The 25,048-nt window shown below is 51.3% G+C and carries 21 protein-coding genes; 18 read left to right on the top strand and 3 right to left on the bottom strand.

The window, feature by feature from the left end; all coding sequences use genetic code 11:
• The first annotated feature begins 65 nt into the window (after nt 1-65).
• The 14 genes from arcC (at nt 66) to nudC (ending at nt 14,157) form a co-directional block, all read left to right on the top strand.
• Nucleotides 66-998, top strand: a complete 933-nt coding sequence (gene arcC / locus PUE40_RS02660) for a carbamate kinase (RefSeq protein WP_154553972.1) — start codon at nt 66-68, stop codon at nt 996-998.
• A 51-nt stretch (nt 999-1,049) separates the two neighbouring features.
• Nucleotides 1,050-2,660: an L-lactate permease gene (locus tag PUE40_RS02655; RefSeq protein ID WP_154553973.1), complete on the top strand. Its 1,611-nt coding sequence runs from the start codon at nt 1,050-1,052 to the stop codon at nt 2,658-2,660.
• Nucleotides 2,661-2,677: 17 nt separating this feature from the next.
• Nucleotides 2,678-2,875: a hypothetical protein gene (locus PUE40_RS02650; protein WP_154553974.1), complete on the top strand. Its 198-nt coding sequence runs from the start codon at nt 2,678-2,680 to the stop codon at nt 2,873-2,875.
• A 12-nt stretch (nt 2,876-2,887) separates the two neighbouring features.
• Nucleotides 2,888-4,129: a M20 family metallo-hydrolase gene (locus tag PUE40_RS02645; RefSeq protein WP_277671825.1), complete on the top strand. Its 1,242-nt coding sequence runs from the start codon at nt 2,888-2,890 to the stop codon at nt 4,127-4,129.
• A 27-nt stretch (nt 4,130-4,156) separates the two neighbouring features.
• Nucleotides 4,157-5,194, top strand: coding sequence for a FadR/GntR family transcriptional regulator (locus PUE40_RS02640; RefSeq protein ID WP_235898191.1), 1,038 nt, complete (start codon nt 4,157-4,159; stop codon nt 5,192-5,194).
• A 133-nt stretch (nt 5,195-5,327) separates the two neighbouring features.
• Complete coding sequence (locus PUE40_RS02635; RefSeq protein WP_277671824.1) at nt 5,328-5,807, top strand: ribosome maturation factor RimP; 480 nt, start codon at nt 5,328-5,330, stop codon at nt 5,805-5,807.
• Nucleotides 5,808-5,816: 9 nt separating this feature from the next.
• Nucleotides 5,817-6,986: a transcription termination factor NusA gene (gene nusA / locus PUE40_RS02630; protein ID WP_277671823.1), complete on the top strand. Its 1,170-nt coding sequence runs from the start codon at nt 5,817-5,819 to the stop codon at nt 6,984-6,986.
• Between the two features lie 9 nt (nt 6,987-6,995).
• Nucleotides 6,996-7,292, top strand: coding sequence for an RNase P modulator RnpM (gene rnpM / locus PUE40_RS02625; protein WP_154553978.1), 297 nt, complete (start codon nt 6,996-6,998; stop codon nt 7,290-7,292).
• Nucleotides 7,273-10,059, top strand: coding sequence for a translation initiation factor IF-2 (gene infB / locus PUE40_RS08290; protein WP_277671822.1), 2,787 nt, complete (start codon nt 7,273-7,275; stop codon nt 10,057-10,059). Before rnpM ends, infB begins: the two co-directional genes overlap by 20 nt.
• 2 nt (nt 10,060-10,061) lie before the next feature.
• The gene (gene rbfA, locus PUE40_RS02615) at nt 10,062-10,433 is read left to right on the top strand and encodes a 30S ribosome-binding factor RbfA (RefSeq protein ID WP_154553980.1); all 372 of its coding nucleotides are present in this window, start codon (nt 10,062-10,064) and stop codon (nt 10,431-10,433) included.
• Nucleotide 10,434: 1 nt separating this feature from the next.
• The gene (locus PUE40_RS02610; protein WP_206157296.1) at nt 10,435-11,409 is read left to right on the top strand and encodes a DHH family phosphoesterase; all 975 of its coding nucleotides are present in this window, start codon (nt 10,435-10,437) and stop codon (nt 11,407-11,409) included.
• Nucleotide 11,410: 1 nt separating this feature from the next.
• The gene (truB, locus tag PUE40_RS02605) at nt 11,411-12,340 is read left to right on the top strand and encodes a tRNA pseudouridine(55) synthase TruB (RefSeq protein WP_277671821.1); all 930 of its coding nucleotides are present in this window, start codon (nt 11,411-11,413) and stop codon (nt 12,338-12,340) included.
• 1 nt (nt 12,341) lies between these two features.
• On the top strand, nt 12,342-13,265 hold the full coding sequence (locus PUE40_RS02600; RefSeq protein WP_154553983.1) for a bifunctional riboflavin kinase/FAD synthetase: 924 nt from the start codon (nt 12,342-12,344) through the stop codon (nt 13,263-13,265).
• Between the two features lie 46 nt (nt 13,266-13,311).
• Nucleotides 13,312-14,157: an NAD(+) diphosphatase gene (gene nudC / locus PUE40_RS02595; protein ID WP_277671820.1), complete on the top strand. Its 846-nt coding sequence runs from the start codon at nt 13,312-13,314 to the stop codon at nt 14,155-14,157.
• Nucleotides 14,158-15,058: 901 nt separating this feature from the next.
• On the opposite strand, the gene PUE40_RS02590 is transcribed toward nudC, so the two are convergent.
• The 3 genes from PUE40_RS02590 to nadA form a co-directional block, all read right to left on the bottom strand.
• Complete coding sequence (locus PUE40_RS02590; RefSeq protein WP_277671819.1) at nt 15,059-17,989, bottom strand: ABC transporter permease; 2,931 nt, start codon at nt 17,987-17,989, stop codon at nt 15,059-15,061.
• 9 nt (nt 17,990-17,998) lie between these two features.
• On the bottom strand, nt 17,999-18,703 hold the full coding sequence (locus PUE40_RS02585) for an ABC transporter ATP-binding protein (protein WP_154553986.1): 705 nt from the start codon (nt 18,701-18,703) through the stop codon (nt 17,999-18,001).
• A 363-nt stretch (nt 18,704-19,066) separates the two neighbouring features.
• The gene (gene nadA, locus PUE40_RS02580) at nt 19,067-19,984 is read right to left on the bottom strand and encodes a quinolinate synthase NadA (RefSeq protein ID WP_277671818.1); all 918 of its coding nucleotides are present in this window, start codon (nt 19,982-19,984) and stop codon (nt 19,067-19,069) included.
• Nucleotides 19,985-20,174: 190 nt separating this feature from the next.
• Here nadA and PUE40_RS02575 point away from each other — a divergent pair, with 190 nt between their 5' ends.
• From PUE40_RS02575 to PUE40_RS02560, 4 genes are all read left to right on the top strand, one after another.
• Nucleotides 20,175-21,494: an L-aspartate oxidase gene (locus PUE40_RS02575; protein WP_277671817.1), complete on the top strand. Its 1,320-nt coding sequence runs from the start codon at nt 20,175-20,177 to the stop codon at nt 21,492-21,494.
• A 63-nt stretch (nt 21,495-21,557) separates the two neighbouring features.
• On the top strand, nt 21,558-22,412 hold the full coding sequence (nadC, locus tag PUE40_RS02570; protein WP_277671816.1) for a carboxylating nicotinate-nucleotide diphosphorylase: 855 nt from the start codon (nt 21,558-21,560) through the stop codon (nt 22,410-22,412).
• Between the two features lie 53 nt (nt 22,413-22,465).
• Nucleotides 22,466-23,017, top strand: a complete 552-nt coding sequence (locus tag PUE40_RS02565) for a transcription repressor NadR (protein ID WP_277671815.1) — start codon at nt 22,466-22,468, stop codon at nt 23,015-23,017.
• A 155-nt stretch (nt 23,018-23,172) separates the two neighbouring features.
• Nucleotides 23,173-24,762 carry an ABC-F family ATP-binding cassette domain-containing protein gene (locus tag PUE40_RS02560; protein ID WP_277671814.1) on the top strand — a complete coding sequence of 530 codons (1,590 nt, stop codon included), beginning with the start codon at nt 23,173-23,175 and terminating at the stop codon, nt 24,760-24,762.
• Nucleotides 24,763-25,048 lie beyond the last annotated feature (286 nt).

Here is a 25,048-nt window from a genome sequence, read left to right as displayed (position 1 = left end):
AAGCTACTGTGGCGGCCTGAGAAATCAGGCCGCTGCGTATATCAGAGTATATGGAGGACTAAATAATGGGCAAGAAAATTGTCATCGCACTGGGGGGAAATGCACTGGGAAATAACGTAGAAGAGCAGCGGAAAGCGGTTGCTCACACTGCCGGTGTAATTGTGGACCTGATTGAAGAGGGTCATGATCTGATTGTCACTCACGGAAACGGACCACAGGTAGGCATGATTCAGAATGCAATGGATATGCTGGCAAGATCCAATCACCAGTACGGAGAGGTTCCGCTGGCATCCTGCGGCGCAATGAGCCAGGGATATATCGGAATCGATCTGCAGAATGCAATCAAATATGAACTGAAGAAGAGAGGAATCGACAAGAAGGTTTCCACAATTATTTCTCAGACATTGGTGGATGAGAATGACGATGCCTTCAAGAATCCGACCAAGCCGATCGGACGTTTCCTGACCAAAGAAGAAGCGGATGAGCTGGAAGCTCAGGGCGTTGCTGTGGTAGAGGATGCCGGAAGAGGTTACAGAGAGGTGGTTGCTTCTCCAATGCCAAAGAGAATCTGTGAACTTGGAACCATCAAAACTCTGTTCGAAGCCGGTCACATCGTAATCACCTGCGGCGGCGGCGGTATCCCGGTTGTGGATCGGGACGGTGCACTGGTCGGTGCGCGTGCCGTTATCGATAAGGACAACGCAAGCAGCTTGCTGGCATCCACTTTCGGTGCCGATTATCTGGTAATTCTCACAGCTGTGGAGAAGGTTGCTATTAACTGGGGTAAGGAAAACCAGGAATGGCTGGCAGATTTGACTGTAGATCAGGCAAAGGAGTACATTGCTGAGGAACAGTTTGCAAAGGGCTCCATGCTTCCAAAGGTAGAAGCGGCAATCCGTTTCGCAGAATCCGGAGAAGGCAGAAATGCGTTGATCACACTCCTCGAGAAGGCAAAAGAAGGTATCAATGGAGAGACTGGAACCGTCATCCACAGATAATTCTGCTTTTACCATAATACGAGATTTGAGAAAAAGAGGAGTACTTTCAATATGAATATACCTGTAAATTTCTTGACATGGATAATGGCGTTTCTGCCGATTATCGTATTAATCGTATTAATGATCAAGTTTCACTGGGGCGCCACCGAGGCAGCCCCGGTTGGCTTGCTTATTACGATTTTTTCCGGTCTGCTGGTGTATAAGGCGGACATTACCACCATCGCGGTGGAGAGTGCCAAAGGAATCTGGAGTGCGTTAGTCATCCTCCTGATTATCTGGACGGCGATTCTCATGTACCAGGTGGGCGATGAGGCAAAAGCGTTCATTGTCATCAAAGAAGGCATGAGCAAGCTGCTGCCGAATGAACTGCTGCTGGTACTGGCGATGGGCTGGATTTTCGAAAGTTTCCTGCAGGGCATTACCGGATTCGGTGTACCGGTTGCAGTAGGCGCACCGCTTCTGATTGGTATCGGCGTGGCGCCGATGTATGCTATCGTTATTCCGCTGCTGGGTCAGGCATGGGGAAATACCTTCGGTACCTTGGGTGCCGCGTGGGACTCTCTGACGGTATCCGCCGGTGTTCAGGCAGGCAGTCTGGAATATTACAGGGCGGCATTCTGGGCAGCGGTATTCCTGCTGGTATGGGATTTCGTGACCGGCATTATCATCTGCTGGCTGTACGGAAAAGGAAAGGCTGTAAAGAAGGGGCTTCCGGCTGTGCTGGTAATGACGATTATCGGTGGCGGCGGTGAGCTGGTGCTGAGCCAGGTGAACACCACACTGAGCAACTTCGTTCCGGCTGTTATCTGTCTGGTCGTTCTCATGCTGATGGGAAGGATGAAGATGTACCGGGATGAGTGGAGAATCGAAGATTCCAAGATTATGGTTCGCACCGAGAGCACCGGAGAGACCTTGGATGCACCGAAGGATATGACACTGGTACAGGCATTCGTACCGTACGTACTGCTGTCCCTGATGACCATCATCGTGCTGACGGTTGCACCAATCAATGCATTCTTGAGCAAGGTTCAGCTGAGCATTTCCGTTCCGGAAACATCCACCGGATACGGCTTCGTCAATGCGGCCTCCGATGCGTTCTCGCCGATTGTTCCGTTTACCCATGCCAGCATGTTCCTGTTCCTGTCTGCAGTAATCGGATTGGCATACTACAAGAAGCACGGCTGGATTCAGGCCGGCGGAACCAAGGCGATTTTCGGCCGCTCCATTACCATGACCATGCCATCCGGAATGGCAGTAATCGGACTGGTAATCATGTCCAAGATTATGTCCGGAACCGGACAGACCGTCGTTCTGTCTCAGGGAATTGCCGGCGTGCTGGGCAATAAATACCTGATCCTCGCGCCGTTCATCGGACTGCTGGGAACATTTATGACCGGCAGCAACATGAGTTCCAACATTCTGTTCGGAGACTTCCAGATGACTACATCTTCTCTGCTGGGTGTGAATGCACCGGCGGTATTGGGGGCACAGACCGCAGGCGGTGCGATCGGTGCTGCAGTGAGCCCGAGCAAGATTATTCTGGGAACCACCACCGCTGGATGTCTGGGCAAAGAAGGTGAAGTGCTGAAAATTATGCTGACCTTCACCATTCCGGCCACCATTGCAATTGGCCTGTTCTTATTCCTGGTGTTTGGTCTGTAGAAATGGAGATAAATAGAATGGAAAAGAAAAGTTTCTGGAAAACGAATGCAGGGGCATTAACCGTTGCATTTATCATCACCATGATCGGTTTCACTCTGATTCTTCTTGGGGTAAACCATGGAATGAACGGATTGGCAACAGGAGGATTCGCGGCGGTGGTCGTGGCAATGCTTATTTCACCGATTAAGGTTTTTATTATTGATCGAAAAAACTAGGAGGACGTTAAGATGGAAATCGAAAAGATTACAGGAAGAATTGCCCAGGATTTGGAGTATCTGAAGAAATTCACCGCTACCCCGGGAGAAGGTTGCACCAGACTTCCGTTCACCAAGGAAGCGAGAGATGCCGTGAATTATCTGAGAGAAATCATGGAAGAAATTGGTCTGGAAGTGCACGAGGATGAAGCCGGAAACGTAATCGGTATTCTGAGAGGTACGGATCCGGACGCTCCATGTGTAATGTCCGGTTCTCATTACGATTCGGTGATCCACGGCGGTAACTACGATGGCATCGGCGGCGTGGTTTGCTCCATCGAGATGGCTCGTCAGATTGTAGAGAGCGGAATGGAACATAAGAGAGATCTGGTTGTTGTCGGCTTCAACGATGAAGAAGGTATGCGTTTCGGGACCGGATATTTTGGTTCCGGTGCAATACTGGGTCACCGCGATGAGACATATACCGAGCAGTTCAAGGATGCAAGCGGAATCTCCATTGCAGAAGCGATGAAGGAATACGGCTTGGATCCGGCAAAAGTAGGCGATGCCGCTTGGAAAGAGGGTTCCATCGGTCACTTTGTAGAAGCGCACATCGAGCAGGGTCCGGTACTGGATCAGAAAGAGCTGGAAATCGGTCTGGTAACCGGTATCGTCGGTATTCAGAGATACATGGTTACGGTACACGGAAGAGCCGACCATGCAGGAACCACTCCAATGGATATGAGAATGGATGCCGTAGATACCGCATCGAAGGTAATCTGCAAAATTGCAGACTGGGCACGGGAGAAGGCAGACGGTACGGTTGCTACCGTTGGTTTCATGAACGTAACCCCGGGCGGAATGAACATCGTTGCGGAGAAAGTAGAGTTCACGGTTGACATTCGGTCCATGAATAATGATAATATTAATGATATCGCCAGAAGAATTCGAGCTGCATTGGAGCGTGAGTGCAAGATTATGGGCGGAACCTATGAAATTGACACGAAGCTGGTCATCGAACCGGTTGCTCTGGATGCAGGCATGCTGGACACACTGGAAGATTCTTGCAAGGAGAGAGGATATTCCTACATGCGTCTTCCGAGTGGTGCGGGACACGACTCTCTGGAAATCGGTCAGCAGCTTCCAACAGTTATGTTGTTCGTTTCCAGCAAGGACGGTCGAAGCCATGCACCGGTTGAATTCAGTAAATACAGTGACCTGGCTAAAGCCTCTGTACTGATGACCGACCTGGTTGAAAAACTTCTGAACGAGTAATCGCGAAGTTAAAGATTGAGTGAAAAAATGAGGTACATGATGGTAGAGGGCAAGTACAACTCTGTCTACAAGAAAGACAATATCCGACAGGTTCGCCGGACGTTGAAGATGACCCAAAAGGAATTTTTGGAGTATTTTCTGATGAAAGAGAATGGAAAGACGGCCATGAGCGTGGCGACTCTATCCAACCTGGAATCCAAGGGGGGCGATCGCCTCAATGAGGTAATCAGTGCCGTTTCCGGCCGTTTACAGCTGGACAGCATGATGTTCTCCCTGGAACCGCAGGAATTTCTCCAGAATCTGGAAACCTGTTTGAATTCTCATCAGGCAGACGAGGATTTGTTCTATAAGAGTGAAAAAAAGGGAAATATCAGTCAGTTGGTCAATCGACTGACCATGTATTTCGCCGATGAAATTCTGGAAGGCCGTCTAAAGCGAGGAGATCAGATTGAGTCAGACCGGGAGCTGGCAAAAAAATTAAATGTCGGCCGATCCGCCGTCCGGGAGGCCTTAAAGGTATTGGACGTCTTGGGGATGATTGATATACGCCTGGGACAGGGTACGTATATTACGAGCCGGGAAACCAATTTCTTCTCGGTACCGTTGTCCTGGTCTCTGTTTCTGGACGGCACTCAGGTAAAGAGCATCCTTCAGGTTCGTGGAGCGCTGGAACTCCGGGCGGTTCAGCTGGCGTCTCAGTGCGAGGATAAGAATAAACTGGATAAACTGACGGACATCTATTATCGGATGCAGAAAACCTTCCAGGAAAGCAAGGATACGGACAATCTGCAGCATGCGCTGCAGGAAACCCTGAATGCGGATATTGAATTCCATACCTGCATTGCAGAATGTTCCGGCAATCCGATTATCCTGTCCATGCTGACCACGATTCGAAATTTCCTCAAGCGGGTCAGCGGAACCGGTATGGTGGATTCGGAACAGCTGCAGGCCGTTGTGGAAGAGCATCAGAAATTGTACGGTGCGATTATCAGCGGAAATGTGGATGCGGCAACGCAAACCATGATGAAGCACTTGGCGGCTTCTATGGCACGTTACAAAATCTAAGAATTCCCCGGAATATCAAGAAAAACCCTTGCATATCAAAGGGATTCGTGCTATTATATCCATATACGTTGGAACTTGAAAGAGTGGGCAGAGCCCACTCTTTCGTTTGTATGTGGATTATTCCGGAGGGATGATGGCAAAAGAAGATGTAGTCAGCCGCGTAAAAGAACTTGCAGAAGAGTATATTTGCGGCAGAGATTTGGAAATTTATAATGTAGAGTACCGCAAGGAGGGACCGGAATGGAAACTTCGGGTATATCTTGACAAACCGGCAGATTGTGAGCAGGAATTTGTAAACATTGAAGAATGTGAAGAGGTGAATCGGTATCTGAGCGAGAAACTGGATGAACTGGATCTGATTGCCCGTCAGTACACCATCGAGGTGTCCTCACCGGGAATGGATCGGGAGCTGATTCATGATAAGGACTTCGACCGTTTCGCCGGAAGAATTGTAGACGTCAAGCTGTATGAACCGATGAACGGTCAGAAGAGCTTTGAGGCCGAGCTGGTGGGACGCACGGAAGAAGATGTAATTCAGTTGGATTTAGATGGGGAGAGATTGGAGATTCCGCACAAGAAGATTTCCAAGATCAACCTTGCAGTTATATTTTAGGAGGGTTAAATGAATAAGGAATTTCTAGATGCACTCAATGAGTTGGAGCGCGAAAAGAACATTTCCAAAGAGGACATTATCGCGGCAATCGAGAAGGCCGTTAAAACCACTTACGAAAGAAACTACAGCAAAGACCAGAAGGTGGATGTCATAGTAGACCGGGAATCCGGTGAGGTAATGGTACTTCTCAGCAAGGAAGTTGTGGAAGAAGTAATGGATGATGCCACCGAGGTATCTTTGGAAGAAGCACGGTCTTACGACGAACGTTACGAAATCGGCGATGAGATTCAGTACCGAATCGATCCGAAGGATTTCGGCCGCATTGCCGCACAGACCGCAAAGCAGGTTGTGGTTCAGAGCATCCGTGAAGCGGAACGAAACAACACCTACGACCAGTTCATCGAACTGAAGGAAAAGCTGGTGACCGCAAGAGTCGAGAGAGTGAACGAAGGCAGAGTCTACGTATCCATCGGAAACGTGGAATGTTCTTTGTCTAAATCCGAGCAGGTTCGCGGCGAGGAACTGCGTCCGGGTCAGTATATCAAGGTATACGTAATGGACGTACAGAAGAAGCCGAAGGGAACTCAGATTTTCATTTCCCGTTCCCATCCGGGACTGGTTCGGAAGCTGTTCGAACTGGAAATTCCGGAAATTGCCGACGGTACGGTGGAGATTAAAGGAATTGCCCGTGAGGCCGGTTCCCGCACGAAGATTGCGGTATATTCCAACGATGAGAACGTGGATCCGGTAGGTGCCTGCGTTGGAAACCGGGGATCCCGTGTACAGTCCATCGTGGACGAGCTGAACGATGAGAAAATCGACATCATCGTATGGGATGAGAATCCGACGGTGCTGATCAGCAACGTTCTGCGTCCGGCAGTTGTGGAAGCGGTATATGCCGATGAAAAAGAAAAGAGCGCCATCGCTGTGGTTCCGGAACAGCAGCTTTCCCTGGCCATCGGAAGAGAAGGACAGAACGTTCGTCTGGCAGCCAGAGTCAGCGGATGGAAGATCGATATCAAGAGCAAGGCCCAGCTGGAAGAAAGCGGTTTTGATTTTGATGACTATACCGATGAAGATGAAGAGGCAAATGCTTTTGAAGAAGAAAATGAAATGACAGAAGATGCAGTTGTGGAGGCAGAAGCACCGGAAGCAGAAGAGACCGCTTCGGAAGAGTAGAGGCGTGGTATGAAAGACCGAAGAACACCAATGCGAAGATGCATCGGGTGCAGGGAATCCTTTCCTCAGAATCAGCTGATTCGGCTGACGCTCCACGATGAAGCCATTCATGTGGATCGAGACGGGAAGAGCCCGGGGCGAGGCGTGTATCTCTGCAAGAATCCGGAATGCATCGAGAAAGCAAGAAAAAGCAGAGCATTTCAGCGAAATTATAAGAGAGAAATCAAAATGGAAATAACAGATGCGGCTTTTGACGAAGCCAGTGCATTTGTAAAGGAGGTAGTGAATGGCGAAGAAGGTATCTGATATTATGACCGAGCTGGATATTTCGTATCAGGAACTGAAACGAAATTCCGACAAGTTGGGCATTAAGGTGACCGGCGAGGAAGACAGCATGGAGGATCGGGATGCGGGTAGAATTATCAGCACCATCAATATGCTGAAAGGAAACGATCGTCCGGAAGCCCAGTCCAAGAAACCGAAGATTAAGGCAACTCCGATTATCAGCAAACCGGCACCGATGGCGAAGAAGGAGAAGGAAGAAGCTCCGAAGGATGCACCGGCAAAGGAAGAAGCTCCGAAGGAAGAGCCGAAGAAACGGGTTGGACTGAAAATCGTGAAGACCGCAGCCGAGGTTGAAAGCGAAGAAGCGGCGGCAAAGGCTGAGCAGAAAGCCGCAAAAGAAAAAGAAGCCGCTGAGAAAAAGGCGGCGAAGAAATCCGAGAAGAAGTCTGAGAAAAAGACGTCCGATAAGCCTGCTGAAAAGAAGGCAGCGGACCACAAGGCAGAAGAAAAGAAGACGGCAAAGAAGGCAGAGGAAAAGAAGGAAGAGTATACCAACGCTCCGAACAAGCCAATGCGCTTCAAGAAGATTTTCGATGCATCCAAAGCACCGCAGCCGGAAGCAAAGGAATCCGGCAAATCTTCCGATGGCAGAAAGAAGAGAAACGACCGCAATGACCGCAGAGGAAAAGATGGTCAGGGCCGTAAGGACGGCGGAAACCGCCGGAACAACAATGAAGGCCGGAACGATCATTCCCCGCGCCGCAGCACCGGCGCATCCACACCGGAAATGGCAGCGGTAGAAACCGGAAAGGGCGGAAAGGGAAAGAGCAAGAAGTTCTTTGACCACAATAAGGATAAGAATGAAGACCGCAGCAGAGGCGATCGTCACAACAAGCACGGTCGTCACGAAGGAAACGGCGGCGGAAAAAATTCCCGTTACTTCGACGAGAATTCTCTGGAAAAACAGACCAGACATAAGAAAAAGAAAGCACCGAAGAACGTGGAGCCGGAAGTGGATATTGAAGAGCTTCTGCCGGAAGGCACCATTGCGGTAACCGTTCCGATTACCGTTGCAGGTCTGGCAGAACAGGCAGAGATCTCGCCGACATCCATCATCATGTCTCTGATGAAGATGGGCATCATGGCTACATTGAACCAGACCATCGATAAGGACGTGGTGGAGATGCTGGCAGAGGATCTGGGTATCAGCGTCGTGGTTACCGAAGAAGTGGAAGAAGAGCCGGAAGAAGGCCTGGATCTTCACGAAGATGCGGAAAGCGAACTGAAGCCGAGAGCTCCAATCATCACCGTAATGGGTCACGTTGACCACGGTAAAACATCCCTGCTGGATGCGATTCGAAACACCAACGTCACCGCAGGAGAATCCGGCGGAATTACACAGCATATCGGTGCATCTGAAGTTACCATCAACGGCAAGAAAATCGTATTCCTGGATACTCCAGGACACGAAGCGTTTACCACCATGCGTGCCCGCGGTGCACAGATTACGGATATCGCCGTATTGGTTGTTGCGGCAGATGACAGTGTTAAGCCGCAGACCATCGAGTCCATCAGCCACGCAAAGGCGGCAAACGTTCCGATTATCGTTGCCATCAACAAGATGGATAAGCCGGGCGCAAATCCGGACAAGGTAAAGAAGGACCTGGCCGACAACGGCATCCTGGTAGAAGACTGGGGTGGAGACGTAATCAGTGTACCGGTATCCGCAAAGAAGGGCGAAGGCATTACCGACCTGCTGGAGATGATTCTTCTGGAGGCAGAAATGCTGGAGCTGAAGGCGAACCCGGACAGACTGGCACTGGGTACGGTAATCGAGGCCAGACTGGACAAGGCAAGAGGTCCGATTGCCACACTGCTGGTAATGAACGGTACTCTGAAGACCGGTCAGAGTGTGGTAGCCGGAACATGCTCCGGAAAGATCCGTGTAATGACTAACTTCAAGGGTGACAAAATCCGTAAGGCCGGTCCGGCAACGGCAGTAGAAATTCTGGGTCTGTCGGATGTACCGATGGCCGGTGATGCCTTCAATGCCGTGAAGGACGATAAGGTTGCCAGAGAAATCGCAAACAGCCGTGCCGAGAAGATGAGAGAGGATGTATTGGCAAAGAATGCCAGCATGACGCTGGACAAGCTCTTCTCCCAGATTCAGGAAGGCGAGACCAAGGAACTGAACCTGATTATCAAGGCGGACGTACAGGGTTCCGTCGGTGCTATCATCTCCTCTCTGGAGAAGCTGGATACACCGGATGTTCGAATCAACGTGGTTCATTCCGGCGTAGGTACCGTCACCGAGTCCGACGTAATGCTGGCGGAGACATCCAATGCCATCATTATCGGATTTAACGTTCGTCCGACCACGGCCGTAACCAACCAGGCGGCGGATGCGGATGTTGAAATCAGAACATACCGTGTCATCTACGATATCATCGACGAAATTTCCGACGCGATGAAGGGTATGCTGGATCCGGAATTCCGGGAAGAAATTCTGGGTAAGGCAGAAATCCGTGACACCTTCCGCGTACCGAACGTGGGAACTGTCGGCGGTGCCTATGTTACAGAAGGAAAGATTCAGCGGAATGCACAGATTCGTCTGGTACGGGATGGCATCGTAATCCACGAAGGCACCATCTCCTCTCTGAAGAGATACAAGGACGATGCCAAGGAAGTGGCAACCGGTTACGAATGCGGTCTGGGAATCGAGAACTACAACGATATCAAACCGGGCGATACGCTGGAATGCTTCACAATGGTAGAGGTTGAAAGATAATTATGGGTAGAAATCATCGAATTGGACGGGTTTCGGAAGAGATTAAAAAGAGCATCAGCAAGCTGCTGGTGAACGGAATCAAGGATCCGAGACTGAACTCGAGAATTATCACCATTTCCGGTGTGGATGTCACTGCGGACGGCAGTTTCGCCACGGTGTACATCACACCGCTGACCCTCGCAGATGAGGACAAAGAAGCAGTGAACAAGGAAGTTCTGGAAGCCTTTAATCGGGCAAAGGGAACCTTCAAGAAGAACATCGGAAAGGACATCAAGATGCGCCACGTGCCGGAATTGATTTTCAAAATCGATTCCTCCATGGATTACGGACGGCACATCGATGCGCTGATTGATGAAATTCACAACGAGAACTAATATGAAGAATTCATACAAAGAGATAGCAGAAAAATTGGCAGGATTGGATCACATCGTGATTCTTCCGCACGTAAACATGGATGGCGATGCCTTGGGCTCGTCATCCGCTCTTTGCGTTGCGCTGAAATCCATGGGTAAGAATGCGGTAATCGTCACCGACGAGGCGACACCGGCGAATCTGGACTTTCTGGCGAGGAATTTGATTGTTTCCCAGCCGGACTTCCGGCCGGAAATGGCCATCATGGTGGATTGCAGCGGAATGAACCGCATTCCGGGGCGAGAGGAAATCTTTGAGACGGCCCCGGTAAAAGCAGTGATTGACCACCATGGGGTGACCGGAGAACAACCGAATTTTGATTTTGGCCGAATCGAACCGGACTCGGCGGCAACGGGAGAGATGATTGAGCTTTTGATTGAAGCGATGAATGTGGAAATCGATCTTCCGATGGCGGAGGGTATTTTTACCGCAATCACCACGGATACCGGGAATTTTCAGCATGCCAATACCACTGCGCGTACCCACGAAATGGCGGCGCAGCTGCACCGGGTGTCGGGGTTCAATTGCAAGAAAATCAGCAACCTGATTTATAACCGCAATTCCCTGCGGTCCATTCGGCTGCATTCCCTGGTGATGAGCAGTATTCAGCTGTTCGGTGAGGACAAGGTGGCCGTGGCCGCCGTGACACAGGAAATGCTCCGGGAGACCGGGTGCGAATTGAGCGAAGCGGAAGGTTTTGTGCAGGACATTATGAGCGTGGACGGCATCGAGGTGGGATGCCTGCTGAAGGAAGCGGAACCGGCGGTGATTCGATGCAGTCTCCGTTCCCGGTCCCATATCAACGTGGCGGAAGTGGCCGGTGCCTTGGGCGGCGGCGGACACGTTCTGGCGGCGGGCTGCCGAATCCGGAAACCGCTGGATGAGGCGAAGTCGATTATTACAGAGAAGTTAGTGGAGCAAGTGGAGAAAGATCAATAATATGTTTGAAAACGGAATCCTGAATATCAATAAGCCGGAGGGCTGGACCTCCCAGGATGTGGTGGCAAAACTTCGGGGACGGCTTCACATTCGCCGTGTGGGGCATACCGGAACGCTGGATCCCATGGCGACGGGAGTGCTTCCGGTGTGTTTTGGGAAGGCGACTCGGATTATCGAATATTACGATGACGATTTTAAGACCTACGAAGCGGAAATGAAGCTGGGAATGGTGACAGATACTCTGGACATCACCGGCACGGTACTGGAGACGAAACCGGTGGATGTGTCGGAAGAGGATGTAATTCAGACGATTGATTCTTTTAGGGGATGGATCACCCAGATTCCGCCGAAGTATTCCGCACTGAAGTTGAACGGGAAGCCACTGTACAAATACGCCCGAGAAGGGGTAGAGGTGGAAATCAAATCCCGGAAAATCTATGTGGAGGACATTCAGCCGGTGGAAGTGAATTTGGGAGAGAACCGGATTCTCTTTCGGGTGACCTGCTCCAAGGGAACATATATCCGCACCATCTGCGATGATATCGGGAAAAAATTGGGCTGCGGCGGCACCATGACCGCCCTTCAGCGAATCCAATCCGGTTGTTTTCGGGTGGAAGACGCGCGGACGCTTCCGGAGATTTTGGAGATGACCGATGAGGAGCTGGAGCGCTGCGTGATTCCCATGGATGAAACGTTGGTGCACTTGGGCAGAATCGAACTGAAGAGCATGGAGTCCGTGCCGTTCTATTACAATGGTCGGGAGATTGATACCGGATACGTGAACGTGCTTGCATCGCCTGCAGTTCCGGAGGCGATGCAGAAGGAGTCCCGCTTGGGGGATAAATACCGGGTGTACGACCCGGAAGGAAAGTTCCTGGGAATTTCTTCCCTTCGGGAGAATACGTTATATCCGGAGAAGGTGATACGATAAGATGAAAGTAATACGTTCATTAGACGATGTTAAGATAGATGGGCAGACGGTGGTAGCACTGGGCAATTTCGACGGGGTTCATATCGGCCACCGGGAGATTCTCCTGAGTGCGGTACGAAAAGCAAAGCGGAACAACTGGACGCCGGTATGCTTTACCTTTTCCACGCATACCCGCAAAGAGGTGAGCCTCATCTGTACCGAGATGGAGAAAATGGCACTGCTTCAGTCCCTGGGGATTGAGGTTGTGGTGGATATTCCATTTGACGAGAGAATTCGAAATACCTCTGCAGAGGATTTTATCCGGCGCATTCTGGGAGAGACCCTGCATGCGGCAGCAGTGTGCTGCGGATTCAATTTTCGGTTCGGAAAGAAAGCGGCCGGGGATGTGGATTTGATGCAAAGCCTGGGCCGGGACCTGGGAATGGAGGTTCTGGTGAATGAGCCGGTGTACGTTGATGATATGGTGGTCAGCTCCACCTTGGTTCGCCGACTGATTACGGAAGGGGATATGGAACGGGCATCGGTTTGCCTGGGCCGGAACTTCTACTGCACCGGAAAGGTGATTCCCGGCAAGCAGCTGGGGGGCCGAATCGGTTTCCCGACGGCCAACGTGGTGTTCGAAGCCTACCGAATCGCGCCGCCCAACGGGGTCTATTACACATTGGCGGAAATCGACGGCGTCAAATATCCGGGGATTACCGATGTGGGGGTAAAACCAACAGTCGGGGAATTTGAGAAATCCATCGAGACCCACGTGTACGGACTGAATCGGGATTTGTACGGTAAAAATATCCGGATTGAGTTCTTGAAGTGGGAGCGGCCGGAGATGAAATTCGGTTCCGTAGAAGAGCTGCGGGAGCGGATTGCGTCGGATTGTGAAAAGGGGCGGCAGTACCATCGGGCGCACGGATTCCCGGAACTGTAAGCAGGGAGAGATCCCGAAAATACTTTTAGCAGGAGTTAAATTATAGATGATACAGGAAATCGGCGATAGAATATTTGATAATCACTACAGACCGGACATTCGGATGCGGGCAGAGGATGAGCTGTTTCTCTTCGATGAGAAGAGCGGCGAAATCGGCATGAAGGAGTCCGAGGACGGAATGCTGGAGATTCCAAAAGCGGGAGATGCAGGTCTTACGGAAGAGGAGTGCGTCTACCTGTTCTCCATTGACGATACCCGGTTCTTTATGCCAAAGAGCGAATGCAGCGTTTCCCTGCCGGCGGGCTACGAGTATCGGTCTCCTCGGGTTCTCCGAAAGGGAAAACCGAAAGACCTGTGCTTTGCGGCCATGACGGCAGGGCACCTGAACGCGTGGTACAAAAACAATCGGATGTGCGGAAGATGCGGAACCCGGACGGAATACGGCGAGAAGGAACGCTTGATGCGCTGTCCGAAGTGCGGAAATCTTATTTTTCCCCGAATTAACCCGGCGGTAACGGTGGCGGTAACCCATGAGGATAAGCTGCTGGTATCCCGTTACAACGGCAGAAAGCAGACCAACTTGTATGCACTGATTGCCGGCTTCGTGGAAATCGGGGAGTCCGCAGAGGAATGCGTGGCCCGGGAGGTCATGGAAGAAGTGGGACTCAGGGTCAAGAACATCCGATACTACGGATCCCAGCCGTGGGGTTTTGCGGGAAACTTGCAAATCGGCTACACCGCAGAGGTGGACGGGGACGACCGCATCGTCCTGGACCGCGAGGAGCTGGAAACCGCTTTCTTCATTTCCCGAGAGGAACTGGAAATGAACCCGGTTCGGCCTGCGCTGACACAGGAAATGATTGAAGCGTTCCGGTTGGGGAAGATTCGGTAGAGGAAAGGAGGAGTAATTACAAAGTATAGGTAATTGCACGATAACGTGACTAAGCGAAACCTTTTGATAGTTCTGGTAATGTTTGGATGCCTTATCCCAATCCTAGGTATCCTTGGAGGCACCGGAGTGATACAAAACGGAATATTATTGTCATCTTTAATAAAAGTACTCTTAGTTTGTATTTTTGTTGTTGCAGGAATTTATTTTTTCAAATTTAAAAATTGTAGTTATCCCATGCTTGCGGCAATAGTTGCTGCATTCGCTTGTGCGTTTGCACTTGTTGTAAAGTGAAGAGCTTTTTTCTCCGTCATGTCCCGCCAATACGACCCAGATGTTCGGTCTGTCGACGCCAAAGACTGAAAGACCCTGCATCCGTAATGCAATCTCATCTTCAGGATTGCATTACGGATGCAGGGCCTTACCTTTTGCCCCAGAAGCGACCAAGACTTGGTGCAAGAAAGCCTGGAAACGCATTGATTGCGTCGACAATGCACCAAGTCCCCCGGGAGAATTTCCCCGAAAGCGACCAAGACTTGGTGCAAGAAAGTCGGGAAACGCATTGATTGCGTCGACAATGCACCAAGTCCATCGAGGAAAATGCCTCGGAACCGGCTGAGACTTGGTGCAAGAAAGCCTGGAAAGGCATTGATTGCGTCGGCGATGCACCAAGTCCCCCAGAAGAATTGCCTCGGAAGCGACCAAGACTTGGTGCAAGAAAGCCTGAAAACGCATTGATTGCGTCGGTAATGCACCAAGTCCCCCGGGAGAATTGCCTCGGAAGCGACCAAGACTTGGTGCAAGAAAGCCTGGAAACGCATTGATTGCGTCGGTAATGCACCAAGTCCATCGAGGAAAATGCCTCGGAATCGGCGGGGACTTGGTGCAAGAAAGCCTGGAAAGGCTATTCGATGCTCTTCAAGGACTCCGTCATGCTGATGTTCTCCAGCCGTCGGGACATGGCAATGCTCACGATGAAGGCAAAGACGAAGGTGAGAATCACTGCCAGAGCGTAGCTGAATCCGGTGATCCGAGTATCGAAGGAAATCAGATCTATGTTAATCCGGCTGATGATGAATCCCAGAAGAATCCGCCCCAGTCCCAAGCCCAGCAGAGCACTGATTCCGGTGAGAAAAATGTTCTCCCGGAAGACGTAGGCGGCGGTTTCGCCTTTTCGGAAGCCCAGCACCTTGATGGTGGCAATCTCCCGGATTCGCTCGGTGATGTTGATATTGGTCAGGTTGTACAGCACGATGAAGGCCAGTGCGCCGGCGGAGAGAACCACCACCAGAACGATAGCATTCAAACTCTTCATCATGTTGTTGACCCGGTCCCTCATATCTATGTTGATGGATACCGCGGCCACCTCATCCCGCTTGAGAAGTTTGGTGGCGGATTGGTGCACGGACTTGTCGCTGCCGGTGGCAGTGCGAACCATGGCGGATTTGATGGATGCCGCGGTTCCGAACAGGTCTCGGTAGGTATCCGGTGTGATGTACACGTAGTTGTAGATGTAGTTTTCGCAGATTCCGCTGATTTTCACCTTGCCTTGGTGATAATCATCGTCCCGGAGGGTGATTTCATCTCCCACGGAGAGATTGTAGTTGCGTGCCAGCTTCTTACAGATGACCGCCTGACCTTTACCCGGATAGGAAATGGATTTGCCGGCGTGGTTGTGGAGATCCACGAACTGCCGGAAACCCTTGGATTCCGCCGCAATCAGGGTGATGGATTTTACCTGATCGCCGTGGAGGATGTCGGCACTGTTTTTATGGACAAAGAGAATATCCTTGTAGGCGCCGTCGTTATTCTTGCGGAATGTCTTTTGCTTTTCGGCGGTCATGTTTTTATCGAACGTCACATCGTAATCGTATTTCTGGATTTCGTCGAACTGGAAATTCACCACATTCTGGATGGAATCCCGAATGCCCAGACCGGCCACCAGAAGGGCGGTGCAGCCGCTGATGCCGATGAGCATCATGAGAAAACGTTTTTTGTAGCGGAAGATATTCCGGAAGGTGACTTTCTGAAGGAAGCTGAACCGGTTCCACAGAAATCCGATTCGTTCCAAAAGAATTCGTTTTCCGTTCTTCGGTGCCCGAGGCCGAATCAGCTGTGCCGGGACTTCTCGGAAATCCCCCAGACAAGGAAGCAGAGTGGCACTGACGGCGCAAAGCAGGGAAACCCCCACCGCCGCAGCGGACAGCTTCGGGCTGAGTACGTATTTAAGGTTGGCATTGAAGTCGTACATCATGCCGTAGGCTTTCCAGATCACCTTCGGGAAAATATAAGCGCCGGCGAAAAGTCCGGTAACGGCGCCCAATAGGGAAGCACTGCAGGAATAGAACAGGTATTTTCCGATGATGGAAGAATTGCTGTATCCCAGTGCCTTCAGCACACCGATTTCCGTCCGCTGGGCATCCACCATTCGGGTCATGGTGGTCATGCACACCAGGGCGGCGACCAGGAAAAAGAAAATCGGGAAGACCTTGCAGATTCCGTCTACGATGGAGGAATCGCTGTCGAAACATGCGTATCCTGTATTGGTATTTCGGTCTAGCACGTAGGTATCCGCTTTATCGATTTCGGCAATTTTCTTCTTACCGTCGTCCAGCTTCTCCTTGGCATCCGCCAATTTATCTTCTGCCTCGCGGAATTCCTTGTTGACCGTGGCAACGGCTTCGTTATATTTCGTGAAGCCTTTTTTCAGTTCCTGATTGCCCGCCTTGATTTTCCCTTTGCCTTTCTTCACCAGTAGAAGACCATCTTGGATCTTCCGCTTCTGCCCCTGAAGCTGCTGCTTCTGCGCCAGAAGCCGATCCACCGGCGCGCCTGCCGCCTTGCTCTGTTCGATAGCGGCGTTCACCTGCCGAATTCCTCTGTCTACCTTCTTCAGATTGGATTTCAGAGATTTTTCCTTGCTGTTCAGCTTCTTGCTCTTCTTCTGAAGCTTCGCCTTGTTGTTCGTCAGCTTCTGATGGTTGTCCCGGAGCTTCTGTTGGGTGTCCGCCTTTTCTTTTAGGAAATCGTTATAATTCTTCTCGTACTTGGCTTTGTTCTTTTCCCATTTTCGAGTGGCTTTGGCCACAATATCCTTGTATCGAATTTCCGCCCGCTCTTCAAGAATATCCTCCATTCCGGCATTGTTGGCATCGATATAATTCTTGTACTTCTTGGAGTAAATCGGGTAGTTCTTCTTCAGCTTCACGTCAATCCGGGTGAAAACATCCGTATCAAAAGCATCCCGGTTCATATACACGAAGCCGGAAACCTTTCCATCGCCCAAGGAGGTGGTACCCCGCTCAAAGTTCAGGTACACCGGCGAGGTGACGGTGCCCACCACCTTCAACTCCTTCCGATAAAACAAATTTCGGGTACTCTTGCTGTTCCGGGGGGAGATCACGATTTTCTTTCCAATCAGGTCATTTCCAAGGTTGTGATCCACCACGCATTCATCCTTGGCTTTCGGCAGACGTCCCTTCATCAGGTGGATGGTATTGACCTTTGAGGTGATGGAATGGAAGCGGAGCACCTTATCGGATGCTTGCCCTTCGTAGTGAAAGAGTACGTCTTCCGTGACGGAACCTTCCGCCGCTTCCACCTCATTCTGCCCGGCGACGGCATCTACATCCTTTTCCGTTAACCCAAGGGTGGACTGAAGCTGATAGTCGTACATCTTGTTTTTCTTCAAGTATTCATTGGCAGTAGCCACCATGGCTGGTTTGGTGGATTTCAGACCGCAGAAAAACCCCACGCCAAGCATGACGATTGCCAGGATGGCCAAATATCTTCCCAGACTGGAACGTATTTCTCGCAATGTTGATTTTTTCAGCATTTTTCTGTCCTACCATTCTATGTCTTCCACCGGGGTGATGTGCTCATTCTTCTCTACCGAAGAGATGTGTCCATTTTTGATGTGGATAATTCGATCGGCCATAGCGGTGAGGGCGGTGTTGTGGGTAATGATGACCACCGTCATGCCCTGCTGCCGGCTGGTATCCTGAAGCAGTTTCAGGATGGACTTTCCCGTGTTGTAATCCAGCGCACCGGTAGGTTCATCGCACAGCAGAAGTTTCGGATTCTTCGCCAGCGCCCGGGCGATGGCCACCCGCTGCTGCTCGCCGCCGGAGAGCTGGGCCGGAAAGTTCCCCAGGCGGTCCTTCAGTCCCACCTTTGTCAGTGTTTCTTCCGCATCCAAAGGATCCCGGCAAATCTGAGTGGCCAGGGATACATTCTCCAGAGCAGTGAGGTTTGGAATCAAATTATAGAATTGGAAGACGAAACCGATTTCGTATCGGCGGTAGTCCGTCAGTTCCCGCCGGCTGTACCGGGAAATATCCTTTCCGTCCAGAAGAACCTGTCCGTCGGACAGGGTATCCATACCTCCCAGGATGTTCAGCAAGGTGGTTTTGCCGGCGCCGGATGCCCCTACAATGACACAAACTTCGCCTTTCTCTATTTCAAATGTGGCGTCGTGGAGAGCTTCAATCAGCACCTCCCCCATGCGGTACACCTTCTTTACATTTTTGAATTCAACATAGGATCCCATAGGCGATCTCCTTCCTTTGTACGTATATGGTAGCATAGCGCGGTGGTCATCGCTACCGGAAATCGATGACGGACGAATGATTTTTTTATTCGGCTTTCCGGGGCAGCGAGCGCGAACTTTTCCGGAGCGCGGGCCGGCCGGTGATGATTTCCGGGGTAGTGGTTCGCGCTCGGAAACGGAAAACAAAGGCTTAGAGGAGAGGCGAGCGCGAACCATGCCGGAAGGAGTCACTGATATAGGAAATTTAAAAAGGAAAAAACATTGCAAAAAAAGTGAAGAACCAAAAAAGTGAAGAACCAAAATAATCCCTGCGGAGCGAGTCCACAGGGATGGTTCGTGCCTTCAAACGGGTCCGACCGGAATTTATTTGCCCAGTTCAATCATGCGGTCAATCGGTCTCTTGGCATCCCGAATCAATTCGTCGGAAAGCAGAATCTCTTCGCCGCCTTCACCCAGCAGTGCGTTGTATATGTCGTACAAGGTGGTAATCTTCATGTTATGACATACGCAGCGGTCGGAGAGAAGGTAGAACTTCTTATCCGGACATTCGAACTGGAGGTGCTGCACGATGCTGCTCTCCGTGCCGATGATGAATTCTTTGCAATCGCTTTCCTTCGCGTAGTTCATGATTCCGGTGGTGCTTCCGGCATAATCCGCCTGTTCGGTGACCGATGCGCGGCATTCCGGATGAACCAGAACCTTGGCTTCCGGATGCTTCTCCCGAGCAATCCGAACGTCGGTCGGGGTGATGTTCATATGAGTGGAGCAGCCGCCCTGGAAGAACTTGAAATTCTTCTCCGGGAGCTGTTTTGCGACCCATGCGCCCAGGTTGCAGTCCGGGATGAACAGGATGTCCTTCTCCGGCATATTCTTCAGAATCTTAACGGCAGAGGAAGAGGTGACCACAACGTCCACGGCGGTCTTCAGCTCCGAGGTGGTGTTGATGTAAGCGACGGTGGCATATCCCGGATTTTCTTTCTGCATCTCCAGAACCTTATCCCGGTCCATCTGCAGCGCCATGGTGCATCCCGCCAGGTCGTTGGCCAGGAGAACCTTCTTCTCCGGGGAAAGAACCTTAACGGTTTCTGCCATGAAGCGAACGCCGGCCATGATAACGGTCTTCTGAGGCGCCTTCGCTGCCTGTACGCTGAGGCCGTAGGAATCGCCGACGTAGTCCGCAATTTCCCAGATATCGTGGCTCTGGTAGGCGTGGGCCAGGATGCAGACATCCTTCTCCTTCTTCAGTTCAATAATTCGATCCTGTAATTCTCTTGTATTCATAACCTTATTTCCTTTCAGATTGTCCTATTCATTATAGTGACTGTATATTTACATGTCAAGACAGCAGTAAAATTTTTTATTTACAACTGTCTTGTCACCTGAAAGAATATGTGTTATACTTCATCACTGATAAAGGTTTGTTGTTAATGGAAGGTTGAAAACAACGGAACATAAGGAAGAAGGTTTAATAATGAAGACAGAAGTATTAATCGTCGGCAGCGGCTGCTCCGGACTGTACTGTGCACTGCAGCTTCCTCGAGACAAGGAAATCACCCTGATTACCAAAGCCGATCTGGAAAGCAACGATTCCTACCTGGCACAGGGCGGAATCTGCATGTTGAAGGACGACGAGGACTACGACAGCTATTTTGAAGATACCATGAAAGCCGGACACTACGAGAACGACCGGGAGTCCGTGGACATCATGATTCGTTCCTCGCAGGACGTGGTTCAAGATCTCCTGGAATACGGTGTTCGTTTCCACCGGGACGAGAACGGCGAATTGGATTTCACCCGGGAGGGCGCCCACTCGGATAAAAGAATCCTCTTTCACGAGGACATCACCGGCAAGGAAATTACCAGCAAGCTTTTGGCGCAGGTAAAAAAACTTTCGAACGTAAAGCTGATGGAATACACCACCATGGAAGATCTGATTACAAAGGACAACACCTGCTACGGCGCGGTGGTTCGGAAGAAGGACGGCACGCTGGAGACCATTCAGGCGGACTGCACCGTACTGGCCACCGGCGGAATCGGCGGAATTTATCGCCATTCCACCAACTTCCGTCATCTCACCGGCGATGCATTGGCCATCGCCATTCGCCACGGAATTGAACTGCAGGACATCAACTACGTGCAGATTCACCCGACCACATTCTATTCCAAGGATGATAAGACCAGAAGCTTCCTGATTTCGGAATCCGTTCGAGGAGAGGGCGCAAAGCTCTACGGAAAGAACATGGAGCGTTTCGCCAACGAGCTTCTGCCGAGAGATCTGCTGTCCCAGAAAATTCACGAACAGATGGAAAAGGACGGAACAGAACACGTATGGGAAGACCTGCGACCGATTCCACACGACGTGCTGGAAAACCACTTCCCGAACATCGTGGAGCACTGCAGAGAAGCGGGATATGACGTGTTCAAGGAGTGCATCCCGGTGGTTCCGGCGCAGCACTATTTCATGGGCGGAATCAAGGTAGATCACGAGAGCAGAACCACCATGAACCAGCTGTATGCCGTGGGCGAAACCGCTTGTAACGGCGTGCACGGAAAGAATCGTCTGGCCAGCAATTCCCTGTTGGAGAGCCTGGTGTTCTCCAAGAGAGCGGCTCAGGATCTGGTGGAGCACTATTCTGAGTTCAAGGGAAATGATGAAGTGGTGACCAACACGGATCTGAAGAAGTATGAGGATCGGGAGACCATGGAGAAGGAGAACATCCGCCTGGTGGCAGCGGCCATTGAGAAGGCAAACGGCGGAACGCCGATAAATTCCGAGTACCGCCACGTATAATGGCGGAAGCGTCGGAAACGTATGGAGAGCGAAATTTGTTTTTATCGGAAGAGAGGAAATAAAATGTTTGATAGAGCGACAATGGAGCTGAACGTGGAGCCGCTGATTCTCGGCGCGCTGCGGGAGGATATTACCAGTGAAGATGTGTCCACCAACTGCATCATGCGGGACAAGTGCCCGGGGAACGTGGAGCTGATCTGCAAGCAGGACGGCGTGATCTGCGGTCTGCAGGTTTTTGAGCGGGTATTCACTCTGCTGGATCCGGAGACGGAGGTTGTCACTTACGTGAAGGATGGCGATAAGGTGGAGAAGGGTCAGAAGCTGGCGGACATTCGGGGGGATATCCGGGTGCTGTTGTCCGGCGAGCGGACGGCGCTGAACTATCTGCAGCGCATGAGCGGCGTGGCGACCCATACCCGTCAGATTGCGGACCTGCTGGAGGGAACCGGCATTCGCCTGCTGGATACGCGGAAGACTACTCCGAACAACCGGGTTTTTGAGAAGTACGCGGTGCGAATCGGCGGCGGATGCAACCATCGGTACAACCTTTCCGACGGCGTGATGCTGAAGGATAACCATATCGAGGCGGCCGGCGGCGTGGCGAAGGCGATTGCAATGGCCAAGGAGTATGCGCCTTTCGTTCGGAAAATCGAAGTGGAAGTGGAGAATCTGGAGATGACCCGGGAGGCGGTAAATGCCGGAGCGGATATCATCATGCTGGATAACATGGACCACGACACGATGGCAGAGGCCATTGGAATCATCGACGGCAGAGCGGAAATCGAGATTTCCGGCAATGTGGATGAGGCGAAGGTGGAGATGATTCGGGACCTGAAGGTGGATTACGTATCCAGCGGTGCACTGACTCACTCGTCCCCGATTCTGGACCTGTCGCTGAAGAATATGAGAAGAATATAGGACCCGGAAAACGTGGGAAGAATGAGTTGGAGAACAGGGGGTAAAAAATCGGAATGAAAACGGCGGAACGAAGAGATGCAATCATTAAAAAACTAAAAAACAGTGCGGAACCCCTGTCCGGAGCGGCGTTGGCGCAGGAACTGGGCGTCAGCCGGCAGGTCATCGTTCAGGATATTTCCATCCTTCGGGCCCAGGGAAATGAGGTGCTGTCCACCAATCGGGGATATGTGCTTCAGCACTCGGAGGAAGCCAGCCGGGTGTTCAAGGTGATTCACACGGAGGAGGAGATTCGGAAGGAATTCTCCATCATCGTGGATTGCGGCGGACGAATCCGGGATGAGTTTGTATACCATAAGGTGTACGGAACCATGCGGGGGGAATTGAATATTCGCTCTCGGCTGGATATCGAGAACTACCTAAAACAAATTCGGGAAGGTCAATCCCGTCCGCTGATGCGGGCGACCTCCGGGTATCACTATCATACCGTTACGGCGGAAAGCCGGGAGATTCTGGATATGATTCAGAATAAGCTGGAAGAGTGCGGTTTTCTGGCGCCGCTGCAGGATTATGAGCCGGTGAACTTCCGGAGCCAGTCGTCGTTGTAGGGGAGACTTCTTGATTCCGGACAAGCTGGATTTGGCGATTGCATGAATGCTGCTTTTATGGTAAAATCAGGCAGTACTATGTAAGTCGAAGCGTTGTGAATGTTCTATTTGCAACGCTTTTAATATGTTTGCATTCACGAGAGAAAGGAACACACATGTTAGACGTAATAAATGTAAGCGTGAATTTCAGCGGACAGCCGCTGTTCAAGGATGTTAATCTGAAATTCACACCGGGAAATTGCTACGGCGTCATCGGCGCCAACGGTGCGGGCAAATCCACATTCCTGAGAGTCCTCTCCGGAAATCTGGAGCCGACCACCGGAGATGTGGCCATCAAGAAGGGGGCCAGAATGTCGGTTCTGAAGCAGGACCACTTCGCCTACGATGAATACACCGTTCTGGACACCGTAATTATGGGAAACAAGCACCTTTATGACGTAATGAAGGAAAAGGATGCCCTGTACATGAAGCCGGATTTCTCCGATGAGGACGGAATCCGTGCGGCAGAGCTGGAAGGGGAGTTCGCTGAGATGGACGGCTGGGAAGCGGAGTCCAACGTGAGCCGCCTGATTCAGGGGCTGGGACTCTCCAACGATATTCTCTATTCTCAGATGAGCACGCTCACCGGTAAGGAGAAGGTGAAGGTTCTCCTGGCGCAGGCGCTGTTCGGCAATCCGGACATCATCCTCCTGGACGAGCCGACCAACCACCTGGACATCAAGGCCATCAACTGGCTGGAGGACTTCCTGCTGGATTACGAGGGTACGGTCATCGTGGTATCCCACGACCGTCACTTCCTGAATACGGTCTGCACCAACATCGTGGACGTGGACTACGGCAAAATCAAAATGTACGTGGGCAACTACGAGTTCTGGTACGAATCCAGCCAGATGGTTCAGAAGATGATTCGGGATCAGAATAAGAAGAATGAAGATAAAATCAAAGAACTGCAGACCTTTATTCAGCGGTTCTCCGCCAACAAGTCCAAATCCAAGCAGGCCACTTCCCGCCGGAAGCTGCTGGACAAGCTGTCCGTAGAGGAAATGCCGGCATCCTCCAGACGGTATCCGTTCGTTGGTTTTACCATGGATCGAGAAGCGGGTAAAGACATCCTGACGGTAGACGGAATCAGCAAGACCATCGACGGCGTAAAAGTACTGGACAACGTATCCTTCATGGTGGGCCGGGAGGATAAAATCGCTTTCGTCGGTGAGAACGAAATTGCCAACACCACCCTGTTCAAGATCCTCATGGGCGAGATGGAGCCGGACGAAGGTTCCTTTAAATGGGGTGTAACCATCACAAAGTCCTACTTCCCGATGGACAACTCGGAGTTCTTCAACGACTGCGAGCTGAACATGATTGACTGGCTGGGTCAGTACACTTCCGAGACCACCGAAACCTTTATGAGAAGTTTCTTAGGCAAGATGCTGTTCTCCGGGGATGATGTGTACAAGCAGGTAAAAGTACTCTCCGGAGGAGAGAAGGTGCGGTGCATGCTGTCCCGGATGATGCTCTTCGGATCCAACTTCCTGGTGCTGGATCAGCCAACCAACCATTTGGATCTGGAATCCATCACTGCCGTGAACGATGGGTTGAAGGCGTTCAAGGGAAATATTATCTTTGCGTCCCATGACCACGAGTTCATCAGCACGGTTGCCAACCGGATTATGGAAATCGACGGGGAAGGCCACCTTACGGATAAGCTGTGCACCTACGATGAGTATGTGGAAATGCAGGCATAGAGGATATAAGGATATAGCAGAGGAATAAAGAAATAGAGAAACCCCTGCAGCGGTTCGGAACCGCTGCAGGGGTTTTTGCTCCCCGAAACGAAGGCATAAGGATTTGCGGGCAGGGGGGAGCAAAGAGGCCGGCCGGTGTGCGGGCGAAAATGCATTTAGAGGCCGGCAATTGTGTGAAGATTTTGCTCCCCGAAACGAAGGCATAAGGATTTGCGGGCAGGGGGGAGCAAAGAGGCCGGCCGGTGTGCGGGCGAAAATGCATTTAGAGGCCGGCAATTGTGTGAAG

Source organism: Mogibacterium kristiansenii (assembly GCF_029224645.1).
Lineage (GTDB): Bacteria > Bacillota > Clostridia > Peptostreptococcales > Anaerovoracaceae > Mogibacterium_A > Mogibacterium_A kristiansenii.
Note: the sequence above shows the minus strand (reverse complement) of the source record. Positions and strands in the feature narration are given on the sequence as shown.